Raw genomic sequence first — 22,711 nt, 5'->3', positions numbered from 1 at the left:
TTGCTGACATGTGATTGGTGTGAGGAGAAGAAAGCGAACGCAGGACAGACCACAGTCTATTGGGAACTCATCACGGGCACACAATCGATTGAGATTTTGGAAACGCCTTCGATTTCTTGCACGCATTGCGGGATGACGTATCAGAAGGATGAGACAGTAAAAGAGATAGAAGATCAATTAATTTTAGTCGATCAAACAAAACTTCCAGAAAAAATCTCATATGAAGAATTAATGAGCATGGAGCGGTTATTAAAGCGTAATTACTTTGATTTTTCTTCATAAGTTGTACCTCCGCCTATACAAGTCATCAAATTCCTGTATAATATAACAACAAAATAGAGTGTCGCGGAGGGAAAAACAGGTGAAGTCGTTTTACCATTATTTAATGAAGTACAGACATCCAAAACCGAAGGATGAAATCAGTCATTTTGCAAATGCTGCTTATGAAGATCACAGCTTTCCTAAAGCATCCACTGATTATCATGAGCTATGTGCCTATTTAGAGTTAAATGGGGACTATTTAAGCTCCATGACGACATTTGATGAGGCTTTTGAGCAATACGAAGTAGAAGTCAAAAAAAAATAACACACACAACCGCTTGTTCCGTATGGAAGAAGCGGTTTTTTCATGAAGAAATAAAATGGCGTTTTGCATGGTGTGGTTGCCCATGCAGAATTCCTTGCGCCGGCATACGATACGTTAAGACCAAAAGTCGGGCAAGGGGGAGACAGAATGAAGGCGAAAGCACCAAAATATAAAGTAGGGGATATTGTCGTCGTTGTCATGTACGGCACAGTTGGAACGATAACAAAAGTCCATCAAATTGACCAACATTATCTATATGAGGTCAATCATAATGAGGTGCTTTATTTTGAAACATCACTCCAGCTTTACGATGAGTACGACGGGGTGATTGTAGATACGGAAAAGCTGGACATTGAATATGAGTTCCTCATTGGCGATGTTGTATATGTAAAGGATTACGGGAAAGAGCTATTTAAAATCATTGGCCATCGGACTGAGATATGGCGCTACCTTGAAGATGGCTGGGAAGATGTCATTTATGAACTGACAAGGTTAAAAGACGGAGAATGGCTGGAAACAGAAGAAGAAGACTTGACGCTTGTCCTAAGGAAATATGAGATGGATCAGTTTGTTCATCAGCTTCTTTTTGTGCATTACGTTGGAGAAACCTCAAAAGAAATAGAGGAAGATATGGTGCAAACCGCTCTATTACAGTTAGAAGAGAAACAAGAAAGCGAAGCATCACTAGAATTTCTCGCTGTATCTATAGTGGATGAGCTTCTTGACATTTACAATGATTATAAAATTCTCTATGAATTTTTCAAAGACCCAGAATATAAGGATATGATGGACTTTATTTTGGAAAGTTTAAACGAGCATTTTGGTTAAAAGAAGACTTGTCCTAACACGAATAAAAAGTAAGGAACACAGAAAAAAGCAATCACATAAAACCAACCCCTCAAGATACGGCCCATCACCTGATCAAAAGTATGTCCATCTAAAATGCTTAACCATTTCATTGCCTCATGCCCCTTTTCTTTTCGTTTACTGCATTTATATGTATGGAATAAGCCATTATGACAAACTGTAATAAAAATAAGGCAGCGTTCATACATCATAAAAAGGAGGCGGAAAGCAATGAAAGAAGCAGATTTGGTGATTGATACAGAGGAAATTGCAGAATTCTTCTACACGGAGCTGGTCAAAAGAGGGTACATACCATCTGAGCTGGAAACGTTTGAGCTTGCCGATATTACATTTGAATATATGCTGAGGAAAGCAATGATAGTTGAAGAAGAGGCGCGGTAGGCACTATACTTTGAAGAGATTCTGAGTAGAAAGGGAGGGGAATTGTTTCGCGTGTATGTCATCATTTTTTTCCTTTTGTTTGGCGCCATCGCAGCGCTTATGGTGTCTGGCATGTTCCAGGAGTTGGACAACCAGATCATCTTATCGTTTGAAAACATCAGACTTCCTTTTTTAAATGATGTCATGCTGACTTTGACTGACTTTGGTATCAGTGCGCTGCTTGTCCCAATCATGCTCATCTTTAGCGTGGTGCTGTTTATGTATAAACGCTACCACTCTATTATGCTGCTTTTTCTACTATATATAGCAGAAAAAACGGTCAATCATGAACTGAAAGGACTGTTTGCTAGAGAGCGTCCAGCCTTTGATCATCTAGTGAATGAGATCTATTACAGCTTTCCGAGCGGTCATTCTATGAATGCGGCAACGATCTATCCATTTATCGCCTATCTATTAATTGAAATGGTTCCGTGGCTGAAAAAGAGACAAAAAGCAGTCTACATGGTGACAGGATGTTGTGTGCTGATGATCGGCATCAGCAGGATGTATATCGGTGTTCATTATGTCACTGATGTAGCAGGGGGCTTTGCGATAGGACTAGCTTTATTTCTCATATGTAAAAAGATTGACGAAAAATTGTCCGTCATTCGACAAAAATAGAAGAAGGAAATTCATAGATCCCAGCCAATTTTATATAAAAGGGGAGGGATTTGAATGCAATTGACATTGAGATTTTTTCAAAAGAAACCTTCAGCTTATCACTTAACCATTTATCAAACACCTGAATATGGTGCAGAAAGCGGGCATCAGCCTGTGTACCGGACAAAGATTGGCGGCAGGACACACCTTGATGTACTGGAAAAAGCATTCTCGACATTTAATGTACAAGATACAGTCCCTAATGATTACAATGCACGGTTTATCACAACAGGGGATATCGTTGTGATTGATGACCAGAAAAAAGGGAAGTGCTACTACCAGCTCTTTCCGGCAGGATGGAAACGCAGTGAACGCCTAATGACGATGAGTTAAATATAAACGACGATGCCAGCTTTACTTTCAGCTGGTATTTTCTTTTTTGATCTCAATCGTTTATAATAAATGGGACTAAACACATGTTAAACGTAAGTGGAGGCTAAAAAATGAGTGTACATATTGGAGCAGAAAAAGGACAAATTGCAGAAACGGTATTGCTGCCAGGCGATCCGCTTCGTGCGAAATATATTGCAGATACATATTTAGAAGATGTTGTGTGCTATAACGAAGTGCGCGGCATGTATGGTTATACTGGAACATATAAAGGAAAACGCATTTCTGTACAAGGTACTGGAATGGGCGTACCGTCTATTTCGATCTATGTGAATGAGCTGATCCAAAGCTATGATGTTCAAAACTTAATCCGTGTCGGTTCTTGCGGAGCGATCAAAAAAGATGTCAATGTACGTGACGTCATCTTAGCTCAAACATCATCAACAGATTCTCAAATGAACCGTGTGGCATTTGGACCGATTGATTACGCACCATGTGCTGATTTTGGTTTACTGAAAAAAGCCTACGACACAGCAGAAGCGAAAAATGTAGCTGTGCGTGTTGGGAATGTATTTACAGCAGACCAATTTTATAATGAAAAACCACTTGAGCTGATGGACCAATATGGAATTCTAGCGATCGAAATGGAGACAACGGCTCTTTATACGCTTGCTGCAAAATTTGGCAGAAAAGCGTTGTCGATTCTGACAGTGAGTGATCATGTGCTAACAGGAGAAGAAACAACTGCTGAAGAGCGTCAAACGACATTTGACGAAATGATCTTAATTGCACTAGATTCTGTTTTATAATAGTATAATGGGTGTGCTACGATGTAGCGCATCTTTATTTTTTTAGTAGAGCAAAAGGAAGGTATGTCATGAAGAAAAGCTATAAAATACTCTCAATCGCATCGATTCTTGGTTTGACGGCCGCATTATCAGGCTGCCAGTTGCTGGATCAGAAAAGCGGTACCACTGAATCTAACAAAACAAACGAACAAAAGAACGCAGCAAGTTCATCACCCCAGCAAAACTCAAACGATACGGCAGATTCATCTAATCAAGAGCTGACGTTAAAGAGTGAATATTTCAATGACATCAAGGTAGTGAGCGGACTGAAGACCATTCAAAACCCTGAAAATGTGCTTGCTTTAGTGAACAAAGAATATGCACTGCCAGGAACCTATAAACCTTCTGATCTCGTTGTACCAAAAGTGGAATTCTCTTTTTCAGAGGATATTGAAAAACGATATATTCGAAAAGAAGCAGCGGAGGCACTTGCGAAGTTATTCAAAGGTGCTAAAAAGGAAAACTTTGAGCTTGCTGCAGTATCGGGCTATCGTTCCTATGACCGTCAAAAAGTCATTTTTGATAGTGAAGTGAAACTAAAAGGGAAAGAAAAAGCCCAAGAAGCCGTAGCCTTACCAGGGGAAAGTGAACATCAAACAGGTCTAGCTATGGATATTTCCTCAAAAAGTGCCGGCTTTGAAATCTCTGAAAAATTTGGTGAAACACCTGATGGTAAATGGGTAGCCAAAAATGCTTATAAATATGGCTTTATCATTCGTTATCCAAAAGGGAAAGAAGACATCACGAAATATGAATATGAGCCGTGGCACCTGCGCTATGTAGGGAAAGAAGCTGCAAAAGCGATGCATGATCATGATTTAACATTTGAAGAGTACATGAACAAAGTGAAGAAAATATAAACAAATAAAAGGCCTCCCAAAGCTGGGAGGCCTCAGATTGTAGAGAAACTCATGTTTTTCTACAATCTTTTTTATTTTCATCGTAATGATGATGGATGAGATTGAATGAAAAAGGCCTCCCACACACCTAACCTAGCTTCGCTAGATGTGTGGCAATCTTCTTCATGTTCTGACAGGCAGCTGTGAGAAGAACTTGCTCACTCACATTTTGTTTTCCCCTCAACCGGCAGTAGCGAAGCCCGTGCAGTTGTTTTGAATCTGCAAAGCTTCGCTCTATTTTTTCTTTTCTTTTTTTATATAGCTCTTTTCCAGAGACAGATAGACGATTTTGTCTGATCTTTTCTTTATGTTCTTCCCATATGTGTCTTGAGATGACTTTTTGATGATTTTTCGACCTTGTGCATCTTTCAAGGAAAGGACACGATGTACATTTTTTAGGATCTGATTTGTAGAACCTATAACCTTTTCGATCAGTTGTTGTATATAATAGCTTCTCACCATTTGGGCATATGTAATGATCATGTTCAGAGTCATACTTGAATTTCCACTTCTCAAATAAACCTCTTGTTGGATGAAAGCGTCTATGTGCGATGACACCAAAAATACGGCGATCTGATAAACCTTTACAGATTGGGGTCGTCAAATAACCAGAATCAAGGGCAACAGCTTCTACTTGAAAACCAAATCGTGCGATTTGGTGATCCAACCGATCAAGATACGGAACAGAATCATGGACATTACCGGGCGTGATGTGGGCATCCGTGATGATATTGTACTTCATATCCGTTGTACGGTGGTCTAGGTAGAAAAAGCCTTCCGGTTTGTTTTCACGATAAAGATAGCCACTTTCAGGATCAGTCGTACTTTGACGAATGTCTTTTTCCGTTTTCACCTCCTCTTTTACCTTTAAGGGCTTTTTTCCGTGTGCCACCCGATCTTCTTGGATCGCTTCTTCTAAATCATTTATATAGTTCTGGGTATCCTGCTCAATCGTTTTTCTCGTATATTTATGTTTATTGGCATTGGCTTTAAGATGAGTGGAGTCAGTAAAAAGAACGCGGCCTCCTACCATATCATGATTGATAGCTTGAAGCACGATCTCGTCGAAAATGTCTTGAAAAATCGTTGTATCTTTGAATCGAGTACGACGATTCCAGCTAATGGTCGAGTGATGAGGAACGGGGTCATTGATGTTCAAACCTAAAAACCATCTATACGCCATGTTATAGTAAATTTCTTTTTCAAGTTGTCTTTCAGAACGGATACCATACAGGTATCCGATGAACATCATTTTGAACAAAATGAGTGGATCGAGAGAAGGACGACCTTTATTCTCACTATAATATGGTTTTACTTTGTCTATGATAAATGAAAAATCAATGTATTGATCAATTTTACGAAGCAGGTGATCCTCTTCGACCAGTTGATCTAGTAATACAAATTCGGCTTCGTGCTGAGAAGAATTTCTAGTGTGGAACATGAGAAAAACACCTTCCTTTAGTATGCTTTTCTCTATTATAAAATGGGGTAGTGGAAAATTTAAGGGAAAAAATAAAGCTGTCGAGATTTTCTCGACAGCCTGAGGCCTCCCAAAGCTGGGAGGCCTTCTTTTATACGCCGTTTTAAAAAAAGAGCAAACCTGCTAATGCGAAGCCGGTAATAAAACCGAGTCCAATGCCATAAGCTGGACCCCAGCCATAATAACCTCCGTAATAGCCAAATCCTAAGCCCCCGCGGGACCCGCCGACTGGTCGGATATAAACTTTGCGGTTTGTCACCCGCTCAATACGTCCAACATGTACTCTGCCATGACGATCAGTAATTCTAGCTACTTTCCCCATATGCTGCTGACAAAGTTTGTAGTAGCGCTCCATGTTTTTCCTCCTTATGACAAACTCTTTTCACTCTTATCCTATGCGAAAGACTTCATAGAGTTTGGACAAAACATATAGGAGATTCGCTCATTTTATACTGTACATTCAAATACAAGGTGACTCAGATGTTCTCGGTGTGTTTGAATCAGGTCATAGTGTGTCTGCAATGTATCATAAAGAGAAGGTGGTATTTGATCTGATAATTCCATTTCGGTCGGCTCCTCCTGCACCATGTGCTCATCGAATGAGAGAATCTGAATGTCACGGAATCCTGCGGACGCTAACTGTTTTTTCCATTCAGAAAATGAAAAGAGGGAGTGAAACCCATAAAACTCCCGAATGGCTGCCTGTTCTTCTGAGGAAAGCGGCACTTTTAACACAGCCTCATTTGCGATCAATTGTTTTCCAGGAGCAAGCACCCGTTTTATCTCAGCAAGCGCAGCAGGTAAATGGGTGAAGCTTAAAACAGATTCACTGATCAGTAGAGAGAACGAGTCATCTGCAAATGGCAGGTGTTCGATCGATGCTTGCTGTGCACGGAAAGGTAGTTGTTCCCGCTCGAATCGCAGATTGGCTTTTTCAATCATCAAAGGGTGTGTATCAATCGCCTCTACTTCATAACCTAAATGTCCTAGATATGCGGCTGTTTGTCCTGTGCCGCATCCAACATCCAGTATACGATCGTCAGACGCCAGGTTGAGATGCTCAATCATCGTTTTAGTTAGCTCAATTCCACCAGGATGGGCACCTGATACACCAAAATAGGCAAGCATTTCTACATAGTCACTCATGGAATCCCTTCTTTCTTTATCATGTTTCTCTCTAAAGATTATGCATTGCAGGGCTAAATGGCTTATCTTTTCAAATAGAAGTTTGATCCTTTGGTTGACGGATGAAGAATCGTCCTTGATAATAATGAAAGGAGATAAAGGTGGTGTTTTTTTGAAAAAACAATTCAAGTTCGTGATAGCCATTCTGGTGACAGCAGCACTTTCCTCAGCGATTACATTTGTGATCACAAAACAAGGTGCTGTCAGCGTTTCAGGAGATGAGAAGTTTAGTAAACTCATGGCTGCATATACGAAGGTAAAAAACGAGTATTACGAAAAAACGGATGATCAAAAACTAGTAGACGGTGCGATTCAAGGCATGATTGCATCACTTGATGATCCATACTCTACATATATGGATCAGGAGGAAGCCGAAGGGTTTAACAACACCATTTCATCTTCATTTGAAGGAATTGGTGCACAAGTAGAAGAGAAGGATGGACAAATTTTAATTGTCGCACCGATTAAAGGCTCTCCTGCTGAAAAAGCTGGTTTGAAACCTCATGATCGTATTTTAAAAGTGGATGGTAAAAGTACAAAAGGCATGTCAGTGAATAAAGCCGTTTCTATTATCAGAGGGAAAAAAGGAACGGATGTCAAACTGCATTTGAACCGACAAGGTGTTGGAAATGTGGATGTGACAATCACAAGAGATACGATTCCACTTGAAACGGTGTATGCAAAACTAACAAAAGATAAAATAGGCGAAATCCAAATCACGTCTTTTGCTGAAACCACGTCTAAAGAGTTAGATAAAGCGATTGATGACCTCGAGAAAAAAGGGGCAAAAGGTTTTGTCATTGATCTGAGAGATAATCCAGGCGGCATTATGACAGAAGCAATTGAAATGAGCAATGACTTTATCGATAAAGGAAAAGTCATTATGCAGGTTGAGGAAAAAGGAAAGAAACAAGTGTACAAAGCGGAAAAAGAACGCAAAGTTCATCAGCCGACAGTTGTTCTTGTAAACGGCGGTTCAGCGAGTGCTGCTGAAATCATGGCGGCAGCTCTGCACCAATCCTCTAGCATTCAACTTGTTGGAGAAAAGACATTTGGTAAAGGGACTGTTCAAAATGCCCAAAGCTACAATGATGGTTCTAGTGTGAAATTAACCATTGCCAAGTGGCTGACACCAGACGGGTCTTGGATTCACAAAAAAGGAATTGAGCCACAGGTGAAAGCATCTCTGCCGAGTTATGCGAAGCTGCCATACTTAAGTCCGAAAAAGACGTATCAACTGAATGATGATGGAGATGAAGTCAAAGCGGCTCAAAAAATGTTCCAAGCGCTTGGCTACAAAGCAAAAGCCAATGGAGAATATGATCAAGCATTCCAGTCGGTCGTGAAAAGGTTCCAATCAGATCACGATCTAAAGGCTGATGGTATTCTGACAGGGGACACAACGACGGTACTGATGACAAACATCCAAGATAAGCTCAAGAAAAATGATACGCAAATGAAAAAAGCCATTGAAGTGTTGAAAAAAGAAATGAAATAGAAAAAGCAGTCCTCATCAGGGGACTGCTTTTTTTCTTGTGTTACGCTTTGTTAGCCACAGGTTCCGTTGTTTTCCCATTCTTTTCAAACAAATCACTTGTCACAGAATTAGATGTGACATTCTTCTGGAAGAATGGATTCAATATCAAGATGACCACAACGTTTGCTAGTAAACCGAGAAAGCCTTCATAAAGGCCGAATGTCATTTGTGTCATATTCGCTGTAAAGGTCACGATAATTCCTACGATGAGCCCCGCAATCGTTGCTTCTCTCGATTGTTTTTTCCAGAACAAGCTGATGGCAATGGCTGGGAAAATTTGAACCATTCCAGAAACACCGATCAGCTGAAGCGTGACGAGCGCAGTCGGGAACAGCATACCGAATAAAAGAGCAAGACCGATCACGATAAATACCATCGAACGTGTAATGATCGTTAACCGTTTAGGTGACACATTTGGATGGATTAAATCACGGTACAAATTATTGGCAAATAAATTCGACGCCCCAATGGCCATGATCGAACATGGAATGAGAGAAGCAAGTGCAATCGTTGAATACGCAAGCCCCTGCATCACGCCGCCATATGACGTCTGAATTAAATGAAGAAGAGCAAATCTTGGATTTGTATCTTCCGGTAAGACTAAAAAGGCAATGAAGCCAAGGAAGATGACCAAAATCAATACAATGTTGTAAAGAGGTAAAAACATACTGTTTTTACGGATGGCATCTGCGCTTTTGGCTGTGAAAACACCAGTTGCTGCATGAGCCCACATAAATAATGCGAGTGCAGAAACACCTGATGCGGTAATAAACCACAAAATGCCTTTAGGGCCGCTTTCAGGAATCGTCAGAAGCTGTGGAGCTTCCTTAGCTAACGTATTCATCATTGGTGTCCAGCCGTTAAAATGAATAATCGGGAGGGAAACGACCATAAAGAGCATGATCACCCAAACAAGAATATCTTTAATAATGGCTGTATATGTAGGACCTTTAATACCACTGAAAAATGTATAAAGTGCAACTAAAATAAATGAAATCATAACAACTGCATTCACATTAATATAACTCGTTCCAGCGACAGTTAACGTATCTTGAATCCCGCTTAGCTGAAGACAAATGTATGGAATGAGCATGAGTACACCAACAATGGCAATCAAACTAGATAACAGTTTACTGTCAAATCGCTCACGTGCATAGTCAGCAAGTGTTGTCAGCTTGTGATTTTTTGCAACCGTCCAAAGTTTTGGTAAGAAGAAATACGCAATAAAATAAGCAAGAACTGAATAGGGGATAGCGAAAAAAGCAACACTTCCCGCTGTATAAGCTGTACTTGTGAGCCCTAAAAAGGTATAAGCAGTATATAAGTCTGCGCCAACAAGGAACCAGACGAGAAGCCCGCCAAATTTTCTCCCGCCAACAGACCATTCTTCGACTGATTGTCTTGATGATTTATCACGACCAGCGGCAAAACCGATGACCACGACGATGAAAATGATACTTGCAGTAATCAATAAAGCTGTTAAGTTTCCTTGCATTCGTCAGTTCCTCCATTTGAATGTTGCATCCTGTAAATGATAAATGTGCAAACGGGTGTGAGTACAATCCATAGTAAGAGCCAGAAGTGGAAAAAAGGCAGCCCGATGACAAATGGATGAATACGATTCACAAAGGGGAGCAGTGCAAGCTGTCCAATGAATGGAATCGCGATGAGTAGCGCCAGTATCAGTTTTTTGTTCATGTTTTCCTCCTCTAATATTTTGTAATTTCATAATAATAGCAGTTGTCAGATTAGATCACAAGACCATTTTCAGAAAAAACAATCATTTTTATGAATATCATACTAATATAACGCTTTCATTTTTAAAAAGAGGTAAATACTGAAGAATGAGAAAGGAAGACTTGAAAATAAGTATGGAAAAATAATATTTAGAGCAAATAAAAAAGCCCCAGCATGACGCTGAGACTGTGCCGTTTTTTATAGGAAATCAGATACTTCTTCGATGTCAAAACGATTGCTTTTGTGAGCTTCTTTTGCTGCTTTCCCGACAGAAATCAACATCACTGGTTCGTATCGACCACTCACATTGAATTCTTTCACGTACGCTTCTTTGCTGAAACCGCCCATTGCGCATGTATCATATCCCATTGCTTTCGCCGCAATCATTAACTGCATAGCAGCTAACGAAGCGTTTGAATACGCAGCTTCACGTGCATATTGCTCGCTTTGGTAAGCACCATTGATTTGCGTCATCAGTGTTTCTTTAATATCTTCTGTGATGAAGCCTTGTTCTGCTAGCTCACTGTAGATTTTTTCACCCTTTAGATTGGCTTCAAGGTCACCTAGCACAGCAATCACAGCTGATGCTTGAGAGACTTGTTTTTGGTTGTAAGCAATTGGAAGAAGTTTTGCTTTTGATTCAGCACTATGGAAAACAGTGAAATGCCAATGCTGAAGGTTCCAAGCAGATGGTGCTTTTGTTGTGATATCAAGAAGCTCTGTTAACTCTTCTTTTGTCATTTCATGAGTTGTATCATACTCTTTTACTGAAGCTCTTTCTTTTAAAATGTCAATCGTTTTTTGATCGCTCGCCATATGGATATTTCCTCCCGTTTTTGCAAATAGTATGGTACAATAAATAAAAAAGTGAGAAACTTACTTATTGTAACTAGAGATATATTTTAAATTGTATACCGTTAGTTTGTCAAACGATTATGAAAAGAAAGGCTGAAATATATGGAATTTCAATTATGTCCAAACATTCAGCAAGCTTTTTTGCTTCTTGGCAAAAGGTGGAATGGTCTCATCATTCATGTATTGCTTGACGGTCCGAAGCGGTTTAAAGACCTGACGGACATTATTCCATCCATCAGTCAAAAAATGCTCGCAGAACGCTTAAAAGAGCTTGAGCAAGAAGGAATCATAAAGCGCACTGTACTTCCTGAAACGCCAGTCAAAGTCATCTATTGTCTAACCGAAAAAGGGAGTGCATTACATGGTGTGTTCGGAGAAGTATCGCGCTGGGCAGGGGAGTATGCTGGATCTCATGTGAAAAAGGAGCAAGCCTAGTTTTAGGTTTGCCCAAACGTTTTGTCTCCTAATGAATATGCTGATGTTAGGCACATGACAAAGGAGGAGAAAAGCATGTACCCTCATACTCCGTATTTTCGAGGCGGTGCCCCTGGCATTCCGCCATATGAATCTAGAGTCCCTTTGTTTTTTGGTTTTGGCGCTCCTTTAGTCGGCGGACTGCTTGGCGGATTTCTAGGAAGTGCGATTTTTAATTATCCTCGTCCATATTACCCGCCACCACCACCGCCTGTTCCACCACCTTATGGCGGCGGATATCCACCATATTATTAAGAAAAAAGAGTAAGCCTGCTTCCATTTCAAAGCAGGCTTTTTATAATGGAATATCAATTTCAGAAATGCCTGGATCATCATGCTTTAAAAACATAATTTCTAAAATACCATCTTGATACGAAGCCTTCGTTCCTTTTCTTTTCACAGCAGCAGGCAGGACAACCTTCTTTTGTTTATTCTCTTCAGGAAAATGATCAATAAACAGCAGATTGGCTGTATGTTTGATTTTTACCTTTTCCGTGTTCGGACGATCGAGCTCTATTTTGACAAACACGTGATCTGTCGTCTCAAATACTTCAACATTCGGCTCTTTCTTTTTTTTATCGTCTGTCTCTCTTGTTTTCTGCTGCTGAGACAGCGGATCCTGAAAGGGGAATTGAGCAGAATAATTGGAGCCGAAAACACTTTCCATGACTTGATTGACATATTGCTCAACGTCTTTAGGATCTGAATTTTTTAACGCTTCTTTTGAAAATTGCTTTTGAAAAGGGAATAATCGGTTCCAGTCAAACATGCAAATCATCCTTTCTAAATGCCCTGAATTAGTATATGCCCATAAAGTGATGTGCGTGCTATAATATACGATAGGTTTAGAAAGGAATGGTTAGATTGAACGAACAACAATCAAAAGGTGTCTTATATACGGCTGCATCTTTTACATTATGGGGATTGTTCCCATTATATTGGAAACTGATGGAGCATATTTCGTCAGGCGAAATTTTAGCGCACAGAATAGTATGGTCCTTTGTTTTTATGTGCGGTATTCTTTTATATTTAAAGCAAGTCCGTCCAGCGATGCAGACTGTGAAAGGTCTGATGATAGATGGAAAAGCACTTTTTTCATTACTTTTATCGGCTATTTTAATTTCGGTCAACTGGTATGTATACATTTGGGCTGTAAATCACGATCTTATGCTGGAAGCGAGTTTAGGGTATTATATTAATCCGCTTGTATCAGTTTTACTAGGCATCATTTTCTTAAAAGAACGACTGAATAAAATGCAAACCACCGCCATTCTCATTGCTGCAGCTGGGGTCATCATCTCAACTGTTCAGTACGGCTCATTTCCTGTCGTGGCTTTCGTATTGGCTTTTAGTTTTGGGTTTTATGGACTGATTAAAAAAAGAATGAGTTTTACGAGTGCCATTGGATTAACCATTGAAACACTGCTTCTTGCACCAGCTGCGCTTGTTTACTTATTCTTCTTCTTAAAAGAACCTGTTGTCACGATGAATCCGAGCAGCTTCGGCTCTCTTGGGCTATTATTTTTTGCAGGTGTCTTTACAGCTGTACCGCTTCTTTTATTTTCTGAAGGAGCCAAAAGAATTCCTTTATATCAAGTTGGTATTTTGCAGTATATTGCACCGACCATTACACTCTTTTTGGGGCTGTTTGTGTATCACGAACACTTATCTGCAGCAAAAATCGTGACATTCCTCTGTATTTGGGTGGCGATTTTACTATTTACAACCTCTCAACTGCGAATGAAAAAAACAGCGAATTCTCATTAAAGAGACGAAGCAGTTTGCTTTTTTTTGCAGGCGGATCATGTCATAATAAGTTGTTACCAAAACTGTAGAGGTGATCTCATGTCATCAGTCGATGAGCTTGCACACGCTTATCAATCTTTATGGAAAAATCGGCAGCTTGATGTAGTGGATATGACTTCATTACACGAGGCGATACGAGATGATTTGCTTGATGCACGCACCCATCCTCGCGCAAGAAAGTCATTGCATCAAAAGTATGTACTCGCTGTGGAAAGAATTTTAGAAAGCACGATTGAACAGGGTCATCAACTACAGCTGATCAGCTTACATACAAAAAAGCTGCGAGAACTAATTCAAAATGAAGGAAGGAACCACTCATGAAACCAATTCAAACGGAAGATGTCACAGCACATCTTGAATCGTTTTTAAATCGGCCAGTCTTCGTTCATCTTGAAACGACAACTGGTTCTTATTCAGCTCATGTGAATGAGCAAAATATGACGGTCGTGGCGTATATCCGCAACGCAAAAGTCGTCTATTCACAGGCTAAAATAAAAGGACAAGGTCCATACCGAGTCGGAATGAAAACAGAAGATGGCTGGATTTACGCAGAAGGTTTAACCGATTACGTGTTTGATGAAAAAGGTCGCCTGCTGTTAGCAGGACATCTGCCAGACGGAAAACTAGCGATCTCATTACAAATTAGTGAAACACCATTTCAGGTGTAGGAGAGAGGGGAACAGTGATGAACGAACATGTACTTGTGATGCTGCCTCACCCCGACGATGAATCCTTCGGGGTCGCAGGGCTCATCGCGCAAAGCAGAAAACGTGGAATTCCAGTGACGTATGCATGCGGGACACTTGGAGAAATGGGAAGAAATATGGGAAGTCCAACATATGCTAACCGTGAGACACTTCCTGAATTAAGAAAACAGGAATTAATCAATGCATGTAAAGAAATGGATGTCACAGACTTGCGAATGCTTGGTCTTCGGGATAAAACGTTGGAATTTGAAGATGATGAGTATTTAGCGGATGTGATGGAAAGTATTATTGATGAAGTGAAACCAACCCTTATTGTCACATTTTATCCAGGTCATGGTGTACACCCTGATCATGACGCGACAGGTGAAGCGGTCATTCGTGCTCTATACCGCAAGAAAAAAGAAGACCGTCCTGTCACATACTGCATGGCCATTACGAAAAATCGAGAAGAAGTGCTAGGAAATGCCGATATTGTGATTGATATTACTGATGTAGCCGATATCAAATTAAATGCACTAAGAGCGCATAGAACACAAACAGAAGGCATGCTAAGAGAGCTTGAACAAAAGTTGAAAAACAAAGAACCAGTCGTTCAAAAATGGTTTGATGAAGAAATTTTCTGGACGTATCAATGGAATGACTAAATGAAAGGCAGCTGACTTCAGTCAGCTGCCTTTTCCTGTTGCAGAATGCATACGTCTTTCAATCAACCTGAGACGAACAAATAGGACGATGGCACCTGCGGCAAGCCCAGTAATCAGACCAATCCAATAACCAAACGCTCCAAATGAGGTATACGTGCCAATCAAGTAGCCAGCTGGAAGGCCGATGACCCAGTAAGAGACAAACGCAGCAATCAGTGTATAATTCACATCTTTATAGCCGCGCAGAGCCCCTTGAATGGGTGCAGCGATCGCATCAGACAGCTGGAAAAAGATCGCATACATCAAAAAGTGCTGTGTCATTTGTAAAACAGCTGATTCAGTTGTATATAAACCAGCGATCTCAGGTCTAAATAACAAGATGAGTGCTGCGGTACATAATGAGAACAAAACAGCTGTTGCAATACCAATATAGCTGTAGCTTTTTGCGTCTTTATAACGCATGGCACCGGCTTCAAAACCTACAACAATCGTTAAAGCCATTGAGATACTAAGCGGCAGGATATATAAAATAGAAGCAAAGTTCATCGCTGCTTGGTGACTAGCGATTGTCACGGTATCAAAGTGACCCATTAAAAGCGTGACAGCTGCAAAAATACTTGTTTCAAAAAAGATTGCAAACCCAATAGGGATACCGATTTTCAGTATTTGACCCATTCGGGAGACGTTAAAACGAGGTAATGTCTGAAACAACCGAAAGGATGCAAACGGTTCGGCTTTGATGACAATACATATACTCATGATGAAAATCGCCCAATACGTCAGCGCAGATGCAAGACCTGCCCCTGCACCGCCAAGCTTTGGAAACCCAAAGTTTCCAAAAATAAAGAGATAATTTAAAACAAAATTAATAGGAAGTGCGGTTAACGTAATGAACATCGTCACACGTGTTTTTCCTAATGCATCAATGAACGATCTCATGACTGAATAACCAAAAAGCGGGATGATCCCAATAGCAAGGAAGCTGAGAAAATGACGGGCAATGGTTTCTACGGATGGTTCAAGCCCAAGTCTCCCTAAAATAAAAGGAACACACAACGATCCAATGGCAATCACCACGATACTTAAAAGAAAAGATAAATAAATGGCCTGGAAGACTGCACGAGGAACGTCTTCCCTGCGGCCGCCGCCCATTAACTGAGCTACAATAGGGGTAACAGCCATTAAAATACCAGCAAGACCAGTATAAACAGGTGTCCAAATGCTCGAACCGATCGCTACACCTGCCAGGTCTTCTGCACTCACTTTTCCAGACATCACCGTGTCTAAAAATGTGATGAGCGAAAGACCTGCTTGTGTAATTAAAATCGGAATCAATATGGTTAAAAATTGTGCCAACTTTGCTCGAATGCTATTCGTTTCTCTCATCATAAGTTCCTCTCTGAACAGAAATAACGAGAGGAATTATATCACGCTATGTAAAAAAATCAATTCTCCGTCGGATTATTTTTCTTTCAGGGCTTCGTTTTTTTGAACATTTGGGCATAAATAAAAGAAAGACTGACAACACCTAAAATGCTGCAAGCATATTGAATCACTTTTTGAATGGTCATATTGAATTCACCTCCATACAAATAGAATGTGCACAATTTGTTATTTTATGACACAAGCGAAAGAAGGAGGGATATGGTGAGATGATCAATCGCACAAATGAAGAAGCGATGTTTAAGTTAGAAATGAAATCTCATTTGACGCAAATTATGATGGATGCAAGGAAAATCGTCGATTCGCTTGACCAGACGGAACAATGCCTTCTTTGTGAACTCGAATCATTGCATGATCAGTTTAATGAAATGCATGCAGAGGCTTCCTCGTTTTATTTACAAGCATATATGGAAGAATTCACACCAGGTTTTGCTCAATTTTCTTTAGCCATTGAGAACTTATCAAAACAAAAGCATGGCGCACTGATTGTGATTCAAAGGAGAGATGAGGTGGAGGATTATATACAAAAAGGGACAAACCTCCATGCGAAAATTAGCGCATCATTAATAGAAAGCATTTTCTATCCTGGAAACCCACTTCATGATGGCGCCCTTTTAGTAAAAGAAAACACGCTTGTTTCCGCTGCAAATGTCCTACCGCTCACCTCAAAAAAAGTCAGCCCTTCTCTTGGGACAAGACACCGGGCAGCCATTGGACTTTCTGGCATGACTGATGCCCTTGTTCTTGTGGTATCAGAAGAAACAGGAAAAATGTCGTTTGCGAAAGAAGGCGTCCTCTATCCGTTAACTGTAAAAGATCAAGAAATCAGAAAGTAAACATGAACACAGCATTCTTCATTGGGAAGGGTGCTTTTTTTATTGAGGAGAAAAAACAGGCAATTAAGTAAAAAGTCATTTGATACAGAAAAATTTGTCATGTAGAATAGAACTATGAAACTAGCAACGTGCTTGTTTTGACAAATTTCTAAACGTCAACTTAAAAATTCCTTAAAAATTGTTTATAAATACAGCAAACAGCCGATAGAAACGATATGGCTTTGTTTTAGCATTTTGAGTTTGCTGCTCTAACCTATTTAGTATTGCCCAACGTCTTCATGTCGAGTAATATAATAGAAATAAAGATAAAATAGTGCAAGAGAAGCAGAACCATTAAATGCTAAACTCAAAACTAGTACATAAGTCTTATGGGACGAAATCATGAAAGGCGGAGATTCATCTATGAAGAAAAAAGTAGTAACCGGCCTCACAGTTTCAGCGATCGCAGGCTCAGCTGTTATTGCTGCACCGGCAGAAGCACAGACGATCAAGGTGAAAAGCGGTGACTCACTTTGGAAGATTGCCGAACAGTACAACACAAGTATTTCGGAACTTCAATCTCTTAATCAATTAAAAACGACGATGATTTTTGCAGGACAAAGCTTAAAGATTCCTAGTGCAAAAAGTTCAAAATCCAGCTCATCAACAAGTTCAAAAGCAACGAAATCAAGCGCTTCAACAACATCTAGCTATACAGTCAAGCTTGGGGATTCATTATGGCTGATTGCGAAGAATCACAAAATGTCAGTTGCAAGTTTGAAAAGTTTGAACAGCTTAAACAGTGACCTCATTCGTCCTGGACAAAAGCTGAAAGTGTCTGGAACGACGAAAACGAGCGGCAGCCAGTCCTCAAATTCAAACTCAACATCTAATTCTGGCTCAAGTAACAAATCAACGAATTCTAATAGTTCGTCATCAGCATCTAGTACATATAAAGTCAAATTAGGCGATTCACTTTGGAAAATTGCCAATTCGTTAAATATGTCGATTGGTGAAATTAAAACATTGAACTCGCTAAAATCTGATACGATTTATCCAAATCAAGTATTGAAGGTAAAAGGAACGGTAACGTCAAAACCAAGTCAGCCGAAAGCACCTGCTCAACCTAGCACGCCTTCAAACAGCAATCAGTCTTCAAGTAGTAAAACCACATCTTATACGGTTAAATCAGGTGATTCATTATGGAAAATTGCGAATCAGTTTAAGGTGCAGGTTCAATCAATCCGCACAGCAAACAGCTTGAAAAGTGATGTGCTTAGAATTGGACAAGTATTAAAAATCAACGGAACAGCTTCCGGTTCAACTGGATCTAATGGTTCTACGTCAAACGGTTCAACAACACCGGTCAACAATAATAAAAATGACGTTCCAATGAATGCAAAAATCACGACAATGATTCAAGAAGGTAAAAAGCTCACAGGCATACCTTACAGATGGGGCGGCAATACACCAGCTGGATTCGATTGCAGCGGCTTTGTTTACTATCTCATTAATAAGGTTTCATCAGTATCTAGATTGAGTACAGCAGGATACTGGAATATGATGACGCCTGTCAGCACACCACAAGTTGGAGATTTTGTTTATTTCACAACGTACAAAGCAGGTCCTTCTCATATGGGACTATATCTAGGTGGAGGAGATTTCCTTCATGCAAGTGACAGCGGAGTAGGAATTTCAAACTTAAGCAATCCTTATTGGAAAAAAGCCTACCTAGGTGCGAAACGTTTCTTCTAAAAAAGCCGATTTTCGGCTTTTTTTGTTTGCCCAATGCTGTGATTGTCCATACTGATAACAAAAGGGGGCAGTCATAAATGAAAAAGTCAGTGTGGATGATCATGATATGTTTGATCTTTACCGCATCAGCATGTCATGCACCGCCGAAAAAAGAAACGACAGAAGAAACAAGAGAAGTTGCCGCACCTAAACAAGCACCAGTCACAACGTCACTCATAAACGAAAGCGGGCAAAAAATAGGGAGCATTGAAATAAGAGAGTCCTCAGAAAATGGGCTGGATCTGCATGTGAAAGCGAAAGGACTGCCGCCAGGTCCTCACGGCTTTCATATTCATGAAACAGGAATATGTGAAACGCCAGATTTTGAAACGGCGGGGGCTCACTTTAATCCGACCCATAGAGAGCATGGCTTCGACAACCCAAAAGGGCATCATGCTGGAGATATGCCTAATTTAGAAGTAGGGGCAGATGGTCAAATTGACGTCGTTGTGAATGTTCCGAATGTGACGGTCAAAGGAGGCCCGAATCAATTGGTTGATCAAAACGGGCGAAGTTTCATCATCCATGCAGAAGCAGATGATTACTTAAGCAACCCTTCTGGCAACTCAGGGAGACGCATTGCTTGCGGAGCCATCACAAAAGAAATGGTAAAATAACAGAAGACGAACCTTTATGTATTGAGTGCATAAAGGTTTTTTTAGTATACTTGGTGAGGAAAATGATCGAAGAGAGGAATTAATCATATATGTTTAACCAACCAGCACTCCCAGAAGAAATTCAAGCAATGATCGAAGCAAAAGGAAAAGTTCTCGAAGAAGAATTTCGTCCGCTTATCGGAACAAGCGGCTATGAATCACAAGATACGTCTATTATTCAAGATGCCATGATTGCACTTGCCCTAGGAAAAAATGTTCTGTTAAAAGGACCGACGGGCTCAGGTAAAACAAAACTAGCAGAAACTTTATCCGCGTTTTTTCAACAGCCGATGCACAGTGTAAACTGCTCAGTTGACCTTGATGCAGAAAGTCTAATTGGCTATAAAACCATCCATAATGATGGACAAGTTGCTTCTATAGAATTCATTGAAGGTCCCGTTACAAAAGCAATGAAAAAAGGACACCTTTTATATATTGATGAAATCAACATGGCAAAACCAGAAACACTGCCTATTTTAAACGGTGTGCTTGATTACAGAAAAATGATGACAAACCCATTTACAGGTGAAGTCGTTAGAGCAGAAGAAGGCTTTGGCGTGATTGCAGCAATCAATGAGGGGTATGTGGGGACAGTGCCGCTCAATGAAGCGCTGAAAAACCGTTTTGTCGTCATTGAAGTTCCTTACATTGGCGGTGGCATTTTAAAAGAAGTACTGCACACTCAATCTGTATTAAAGGATGAGCGTTTAATCGATCAATTCGTACAGCTCTCATCAGATCTCATCGTCCAAGCACACAATGGACAGGTCAGTGAAGAAGCCGCATCCATTCGCGCACTGTTAGATACATGTGATCTTGCGCAATATATCCCGCCGCTTCGTGCAATTGAACGAGGAATTGTAGAGAAGCTAGAAGATGACCGGGAAAAAGCAGCGGTAAGAAATATCGCTCAAACATTATTCGAGTGAGGTTCTGACTTTTGAAATTCATCAAATTTAATGACAGCAGAATCGATTCATTTCTATTTATGGAATTAACGGATTTAGCCAAAACACTTGCCAAAAGTGATGATGTGGAGCTTGAATACGGTGTTCAATCGTACTATGAACCGTTTGAAAAGAAAATTTTCATCAGCCATTTTTGGGATGATCGTCATCAAGAGGATATGATGGCAGGCCTAAAAAGTGATGTGTTCCTGCGAGCAGTAGGGACAGTGTATAGCGATCTTACAGTATTTGAAGACATCATTCGCTATGCCCACACATTATCCATTCCTGATGTGTGCAAACAATTGTTTATGCTGTTTGAAGATATCCGCATTGAAGAGCGGATTAAACGTGACCGCCCAGGAACAAAAAAGGTGTTTAAACGGAGAAGAGAGCTTTACAGACGTCACTTTAAAACACAATTAACGATTAACCAAGAGCGCAGTATTTTAACAGATGCACTCTTTTGTGCGATATACGTGAAGCTGACAGCCGAATCTCCGCTTGAAGAAATTCCACCCCTTCATGAGCGGATAGATCCAATGATTCCGTTTATTGAGTCAAGTCTTGAACGTGTATATGACGCACGCTCGACATCTGATATCGCCATCATTGTGAAGGAATTGACAGAAGGCTTCGATGAGCTCCTTGAAAAGGATATGCTGAACACATACTTTTTCTTCCCAGAATTGGACTATGAAAAAGCGGCAAAAGAACCGCTTTTCCATGACCTCAAAAGAAAGCCTAAATTAAGTGAGGATATAAAAGTCGATCGGGAAAAAGAGGGGGATGAAGACATCCATAATGAATATATGGAAGTATGGCATAGAGAAACGGAAGCACCATCTAAAAGTTTCCTTCAATTTGATTTAGAACACGGTGGTAAAAGCGATCTCGGTAAAGATGCGGCAAGAGAAGGTGACGATGGAGATCAGGCGCTTGGAACGGTTCAAGGTTCAGCCAAACAAACCCATCGAAAAGACTATTCAAAGCTTGAAGCACTAGAAGAGGCAGAAGGAGAAGAAAGCGGGGCAGATGCGCATGAGAATGGAAAAGAAAACAAATATGCATTTCCAGTCATGATTTCACCAGAACCTCCTTCACCAGAGCAAGTAGGTGTGTACAAGCAACACGCAAAGGCAATCGAGCCTTATCAGAAACGCTTAAAACAAATGATTCAAAAAACACTTGAGCATAAAAAATCATGGCCAAAAACAGATCTTCATGCAGGACGTCTCAGTAAAAAGCTCATTCGTTATTTTACAGAGTCCAATCCTCGACTATTTTATAAAAAACAAGCGCCATCTTCTCAAATTGATGCTGTGTTCACTTTATTAGTTGACTGTTCTGCGAGTATGTTTGACAAGATGGATGAGACAAAAAAAGGGATTGTTCTGTTTCATGAAGCTTTAAAATCAGTGCAGGTACCTCATCAAATTGTAGGATTCTGGGAAGATACAAATGACGCAACTGAAACAAGTCAGCCGAACTACTTTAACACCGTCGTATCGTTCAAAGATTCCTTATTTGACGCAGGACCATCCATTATGTCACTTGAGCCAGAAGAGGATAACCGGGACGGCTATGCGATTCGCCAAATGACAAAAATGATTTTAAAACGAAGAGAAGAGCAAAAGTTCCTCATTGTTTTCTCAGACGGAGAGCCGGCTGCATTCAGCTACGAACAAAATGGGATCGTGGATACACATGAAGCGGTTCTCGAAGCGAGAAAAAAGGGAATTGAAGTCATCAATGTGTTTTTATCCAATTCTCCGATTGAAGAGGCGCAGATGAAAACGATCCAAGATATGTATGGCAAGTTCAGCATTTTTGTACCGGATGTCGATACATTGCCAGATGTGCTATATCCATTACTCAAGAAATTGCTGCATAAAAGCATTGGGGCATAAGGTTTTGCCCCTTTCTTTAAAATATTTTTCGGAATGATTTAAATTTTTTGTTTTTCTTTGAATTTTTTATCTTTAATTGAACAAAGAATGTAGAAAGTAATCCGAAACAGT

General features: G+C 40.3%; 29 protein-coding genes. 20 read left to right on the top strand and 9 right to left on the bottom strand.

The window, feature by feature from the left end:
• The 3 genes from MHI58_RS10495 to MHI58_RS10485 all read left to right on the top strand — a co-directional run bounded on the left by MHI58_RS10495 (window position 1) and on the right by MHI58_RS10485 (window position 1,414).
• Window positions 1–282: a YokU family protein gene (locus tag MHI58_RS10495; protein WP_024718564.1), complete on the top strand. Its 282-nt coding sequence runs from the start codon at window positions 1–3 to the stop codon at window positions 280–282.
• A gap of 79 nt (window positions 283–361) precedes the next feature.
• Window positions 362–586 (top strand): YozE family protein, encoded by a 225-nt coding sequence (locus tag MHI58_RS10490; protein ID WP_003215834.1) that lies wholly within the window; start codon window positions 362–364, stop codon window positions 584–586.
• A 147-nt stretch (window positions 587–733) separates the two neighbouring features.
• On the top strand, window positions 734–1,414 hold the full coding sequence (locus MHI58_RS10485) for a hypothetical protein (RefSeq protein ID WP_008346441.1): 681 nt from the start codon (window positions 734–736) through the stop codon (window positions 1,412–1,414).
• Here the strand turns inward: MHI58_RS10485 and MHI58_RS10480 are convergent.
• Window positions 1,411–1,545 carry a hypothetical protein gene (locus MHI58_RS10480; protein WP_017359686.1) on the bottom strand — a complete coding sequence of 45 codons (135 nt, stop codon included), beginning with the start codon at window positions 1,543–1,545 and terminating at the stop codon, window positions 1,411–1,413. The genes MHI58_RS10485 and MHI58_RS10480 overlap by 4 nt on opposite strands.
• 118 nt (window positions 1,546–1,663) lie before the next feature.
• Between MHI58_RS10480 and MHI58_RS10475 the strand changes: the two genes are divergently transcribed.
• The 5 genes from MHI58_RS10475 (at window position 1,664) to MHI58_RS10455 (ending at window position 4,571) form a co-directional block, all read left to right on the top strand.
• Entirely contained in the window at window positions 1,664–1,834 is a 171-nt protein-coding gene (locus tag MHI58_RS10475; RefSeq protein ID WP_008346445.1) for a YozD family protein, read from the top strand.
• A 51-nt stretch (window positions 1,835–1,885) separates the two neighbouring features.
• Window positions 1,886–2,494 (top strand): phosphatase PAP2 family protein, encoded by a 609-nt coding sequence (locus MHI58_RS10470; RefSeq protein ID WP_045035066.1) that lies wholly within the window; start codon window positions 1,886–1,888, stop codon window positions 2,492–2,494.
• 54 nt (window positions 2,495–2,548) lie between these two features.
• Window positions 2,549–2,866: a hypothetical protein gene (locus MHI58_RS10465; RefSeq protein WP_007500756.1), complete on the top strand. Its 318-nt coding sequence runs from the start codon at window positions 2,549–2,551 to the stop codon at window positions 2,864–2,866.
• Between the two features lie 110 nt (window positions 2,867–2,976).
• Window positions 2,977–3,672, top strand: coding sequence for a purine-nucleoside phosphorylase (gene deoD, locus MHI58_RS10460; RefSeq protein ID WP_007500754.1), 696 nt, complete (start codon window positions 2,977–2,979; stop codon window positions 3,670–3,672).
• A gap of 68 nt (window positions 3,673–3,740) precedes the next feature.
• Window positions 3,741–4,571, top strand: a complete 831-nt coding sequence (locus MHI58_RS10455; protein ID WP_017367458.1) for a D-alanyl-D-alanine carboxypeptidase family protein — start codon at window positions 3,741–3,743, stop codon at window positions 4,569–4,571.
• 127 nt (window positions 4,572–4,698) lie between these two features.
• On the opposite strand, the gene MHI58_RS10450 is transcribed toward MHI58_RS10455, so the two are convergent.
• The 3 genes from MHI58_RS10450 to MHI58_RS10440 all read right to left on the bottom strand — a co-directional run bounded on the left by MHI58_RS10450 (window position 4,699) and on the right by MHI58_RS10440 (window position 7,236).
• A complete protein-coding gene (locus MHI58_RS10450) occupies window positions 4,699–6,051 on the bottom strand; it encodes an IS1182 family transposase (protein ID WP_045035328.1) in 1,353 nt (450 codons plus the stop codon).
• Between the two features lie 142 nt (window positions 6,052–6,193).
• Window positions 6,194–6,445, bottom strand: a complete 252-nt coding sequence (locus MHI58_RS10445; RefSeq protein WP_045035000.1) for a hypothetical protein — start codon at window positions 6,443–6,445, stop codon at window positions 6,194–6,196.
• A 92-nt stretch (window positions 6,446–6,537) separates the two neighbouring features.
• Window positions 6,538–7,236 (bottom strand): class I SAM-dependent methyltransferase, encoded by a 699-nt coding sequence (locus tag MHI58_RS10440; RefSeq protein WP_045034999.1) that lies wholly within the window; start codon window positions 7,234–7,236, stop codon window positions 6,538–6,540.
• A gap of 151 nt (window positions 7,237–7,387) precedes the next feature.
• Between MHI58_RS10440 and MHI58_RS10435 the strand changes: the two genes are divergently transcribed.
• Window positions 7,388–8,773, top strand: a complete 1,386-nt coding sequence (locus tag MHI58_RS10435) for a S41 family peptidase (RefSeq protein WP_045034998.1) — start codon at window positions 7,388–7,390, stop codon at window positions 8,771–8,773.
• Between the two features lie 40 nt (window positions 8,774–8,813).
• On the opposite strand, the gene MHI58_RS10430 is transcribed toward MHI58_RS10435, so the two are convergent.
• From MHI58_RS10430 to MHI58_RS10420, 3 genes are all read right to left on the bottom strand, one after another.
• The gene (locus MHI58_RS10430; RefSeq protein ID WP_041507073.1) at window positions 8,814–10,307 is read right to left on the bottom strand and encodes a sodium:solute symporter; all 1,494 of its coding nucleotides are present in this window, start codon (window positions 10,305–10,307) and stop codon (window positions 8,814–8,816) included.
• Entirely contained in the window at window positions 10,292–10,510 is a 219-nt protein-coding gene (locus tag MHI58_RS10425) for a DUF3311 domain-containing protein (protein WP_017359680.1), read from the bottom strand. Before MHI58_RS10425 ends, MHI58_RS10430 begins: the two co-directional genes overlap by 16 nt.
• Window positions 10,511–10,747: 237 nt before the next feature.
• Window positions 10,748–11,365, bottom strand: coding sequence for a nitroreductase family protein (locus tag MHI58_RS10420; RefSeq protein WP_017359679.1), 618 nt, complete (start codon window positions 11,363–11,365; stop codon window positions 10,748–10,750).
• A gap of 141 nt (window positions 11,366–11,506) precedes the next feature.
• Between MHI58_RS10420 and MHI58_RS10415 the strand changes: the two genes are divergently transcribed.
• Together MHI58_RS10415 and MHI58_RS10410 are read left to right on the top strand one after the other, a co-directional pair.
• A complete protein-coding gene (locus tag MHI58_RS10415; RefSeq protein ID WP_008346466.1) occupies window positions 11,507–11,839 on the top strand; it encodes a winged helix-turn-helix transcriptional regulator in 333 nt (110 codons plus the stop codon).
• 75 nt (window positions 11,840–11,914) lie between these two features.
• On the top strand, window positions 11,915–12,133 hold the full coding sequence (locus MHI58_RS10410; protein WP_003215921.1) for a hypothetical protein: 219 nt from the start codon (window positions 11,915–11,917) through the stop codon (window positions 12,131–12,133).
• Window positions 12,134–12,173: 40 nt separating this feature from the next.
• On the opposite strand, the gene MHI58_RS10405 is transcribed toward MHI58_RS10410, so the two are convergent.
• The gene (locus MHI58_RS10405; RefSeq protein ID WP_024718570.1) at window positions 12,174–12,647 is read right to left on the bottom strand and encodes a spore gernimation protein GerT; all 474 of its coding nucleotides are present in this window, start codon (window positions 12,645–12,647) and stop codon (window positions 12,174–12,176) included.
• Window positions 12,648–12,742: 95 nt separating this feature from the next.
• Between MHI58_RS10405 and rarD the strand changes: the two genes are divergently transcribed.
• From rarD to bshB2, 4 genes are all read left to right on the top strand, one after another.
• On the top strand, window positions 12,743–13,645 hold the full coding sequence (gene rarD, locus MHI58_RS10400) for an EamA family transporter RarD (RefSeq protein WP_024718571.1): 903 nt from the start codon (window positions 12,743–12,745) through the stop codon (window positions 13,643–13,645).
• Window positions 13,646–13,723: 78 nt separating this feature from the next.
• A complete protein-coding gene (locus tag MHI58_RS10395; protein ID WP_008346472.1) occupies window positions 13,724–14,005 on the top strand; it encodes a hypothetical protein in 282 nt (93 codons plus the stop codon).
• Entirely contained in the window at window positions 14,002–14,352 is a 351-nt protein-coding gene (locus tag MHI58_RS10390; protein WP_024718572.1) for a YojF family protein, read from the top strand. The genes MHI58_RS10395 and MHI58_RS10390 overlap by 4 nt, the downstream gene beginning before the upstream one ends.
• Window positions 14,353–14,369: 17 nt before the next feature.
• Window positions 14,370–15,035, top strand: a complete 666-nt coding sequence (bshB2, locus tag MHI58_RS10385; RefSeq protein ID WP_024718573.1) for a bacillithiol biosynthesis deacetylase BshB2 — start codon at window positions 14,370–14,372, stop codon at window positions 15,033–15,035.
• Window positions 15,036–15,056: 21 nt separating this feature from the next.
• Here the strand turns inward: bshB2 and MHI58_RS10380 are convergent, their stop codons facing one another.
• The gene (locus MHI58_RS10380) at window positions 15,057–16,421 is read right to left on the bottom strand and encodes an MATE family efflux transporter (protein ID WP_045034997.1); all 1,365 of its coding nucleotides are present in this window, start codon (window positions 16,419–16,421) and stop codon (window positions 15,057–15,059) included.
• Window positions 16,422–16,687: 266 nt separating this feature from the next.
• On the opposite strand from MHI58_RS10380, the gene cdaS reads away from it, so the two are divergent.
• From cdaS to MHI58_RS10355, 5 genes are all read left to right on the top strand, one after another.
• Complete coding sequence (cdaS, locus tag MHI58_RS10375) at window positions 16,688–17,314, top strand: sporulation-specific diadenylate cyclase CdaS (protein ID WP_024718575.1); 627 nt, start codon at window positions 16,688–16,690, stop codon at window positions 17,312–17,314.
• A gap of 402 nt (window positions 17,315–17,716) precedes the next feature.
• Entirely contained in the window at window positions 17,717–19,048 is a 1,332-nt protein-coding gene (locus MHI58_RS10370) for a LysM peptidoglycan-binding domain-containing protein (protein WP_056408581.1), read from the top strand.
• 77 nt (window positions 19,049–19,125) lie between these two features.
• Window positions 19,126–19,704: a superoxide dismutase family protein gene (locus MHI58_RS10365; RefSeq protein WP_045034996.1), complete on the top strand. Its 579-nt coding sequence runs from the start codon at window positions 19,126–19,128 to the stop codon at window positions 19,702–19,704.
• Between the two features lie 89 nt (window positions 19,705–19,793).
• Entirely contained in the window at window positions 19,794–20,672 is an 879-nt protein-coding gene (locus tag MHI58_RS10360) for an AAA family ATPase (protein WP_008346487.1), read from the top strand.
• Between the two features lie 11 nt (window positions 20,673–20,683).
• Entirely contained in the window at window positions 20,684–22,600 is a 1,917-nt protein-coding gene (locus MHI58_RS10355; RefSeq protein ID WP_045034995.1) for a nitric oxide reductase activation protein NorD, read from the top strand.
• The last annotated feature ends 111 nt before the right edge of the window (window positions 22,601–22,711 follow it).

It is taken from the genome of Bacillus sp. FSL K6-2869, from assembly GCF_040869405.1.
Taxonomy (GTDB): domain Bacteria; phylum Bacillota; class Bacilli; order Bacillales; family Bacillaceae; genus Bacillus; species Bacillus altitudinis.
The sequence above is the reverse complement of the archived record's forward strand: the minus strand, read 5'-3'. Positions and strand labels throughout refer to the sequence as shown.

Coding starts and splice junctions, on each gene's coding strand:
- MHI58_RS10485 (WP_008346441.1), top strand. CDS start 734: ATGAAGGCGAAAGCACCAAAATATAAAGTAGGGGATATTGTCGTCGTT.
- MHI58_RS10480 (WP_017359686.1), bottom strand. CDS start 1,545: ATGAAATGGTTAAGCATTTTAGATGGACATACTTTTGATCAGGTGATG.
- MHI58_RS10475 (WP_008346445.1), top strand. CDS start 1,664: ATGAAAGAAGCAGATTTGGTGATTGATACAGAGGAAATTGCAGAATTC.
- MHI58_RS10465 (WP_007500756.1), top strand. CDS start 2,549: ATGCAATTGACATTGAGATTTTTTCAAAAGAAACCTTCAGCTTATCAC.
- deoD (WP_007500754.1), top strand. CDS start 2,977: ATGAGTGTACATATTGGAGCAGAAAAAGGACAAATTGCAGAAACGGTA.
- MHI58_RS10455 (WP_017367458.1), top strand. CDS start 3,741: ATGAAGAAAAGCTATAAAATACTCTCAATCGCATCGATTCTTGGTTTG.
- MHI58_RS10450 (WP_045035328.1), bottom strand. CDS start 6,051: ATGTTCCACACTAGAAATTCTTCTCAGCACGAAGCCGAATTTGTATTA.
- MHI58_RS10445 (WP_045035000.1), bottom strand. CDS start 6,445: ATGGAGCGCTACTACAAACTTTGTCAGCAGCATATGGGGAAAGTAGCT.
- MHI58_RS10440 (WP_045034999.1), bottom strand. CDS start 7,236: ATGAGTGACTATGTAGAAATGCTTGCCTATTTTGGTGTATCAGGTGCC.
- MHI58_RS10430 (WP_041507073.1), bottom strand. CDS start 10,307: ATGCAAGGAAACTTAACAGCTTTATTGATTACTGCAAGTATCATTTTC.
- MHI58_RS10425 (WP_017359680.1), bottom strand. CDS start 10,510: ATGAACAAAAAACTGATACTGGCGCTACTCATCGCGATTCCATTCATT.
- MHI58_RS10420 (WP_017359679.1), bottom strand. CDS start 11,365: ATGGCGAGCGATCAAAAAACGATTGACATTTTAAAAGAAAGAGCTTCA.
- MHI58_RS10415 (WP_008346466.1), top strand. CDS start 11,507: ATGGAATTTCAATTATGTCCAAACATTCAGCAAGCTTTTTTGCTTCTT.
- MHI58_RS10410 (WP_003215921.1), top strand. CDS start 11,915: ATGTACCCTCATACTCCGTATTTTCGAGGCGGTGCCCCTGGCATTCCG.
- MHI58_RS10405 (WP_024718570.1), bottom strand. CDS start 12,647: ATGTTTGACTGGAACCGATTATTCCCTTTTCAAAAGCAATTTTCAAAA.
- MHI58_RS10395 (WP_008346472.1), top strand. CDS start 13,724: ATGTCATCAGTCGATGAGCTTGCACACGCTTATCAATCTTTATGGAAA.
- MHI58_RS10390 (WP_024718572.1), top strand. CDS start 14,002: ATGAAACCAATTCAAACGGAAGATGTCACAGCACATCTTGAATCGTTT.
- bshB2 (WP_024718573.1), top strand. CDS start 14,370: ATGAACGAACATGTACTTGTGATGCTGCCTCACCCCGACGATGAATCC.
- MHI58_RS10380 (WP_045034997.1), bottom strand. CDS start 16,421: ATGAGAGAAACGAATAGCATTCGAGCAAAGTTGGCACAATTTTTAACC.
- cdaS (WP_024718575.1), top strand. CDS start 16,688: ATGATCAATCGCACAAATGAAGAAGCGATGTTTAAGTTAGAAATGAAA.
- MHI58_RS10370 (WP_056408581.1), top strand. CDS start 17,717: ATGAAGAAAAAAGTAGTAACCGGCCTCACAGTTTCAGCGATCGCAGGC.
- MHI58_RS10365 (WP_045034996.1), top strand. CDS start 19,126: ATGAAAAAGTCAGTGTGGATGATCATGATATGTTTGATCTTTACCGCA.
- MHI58_RS10360 (WP_008346487.1), top strand. CDS start 19,794: ATGTTTAACCAACCAGCACTCCCAGAAGAAATTCAAGCAATGATCGAA.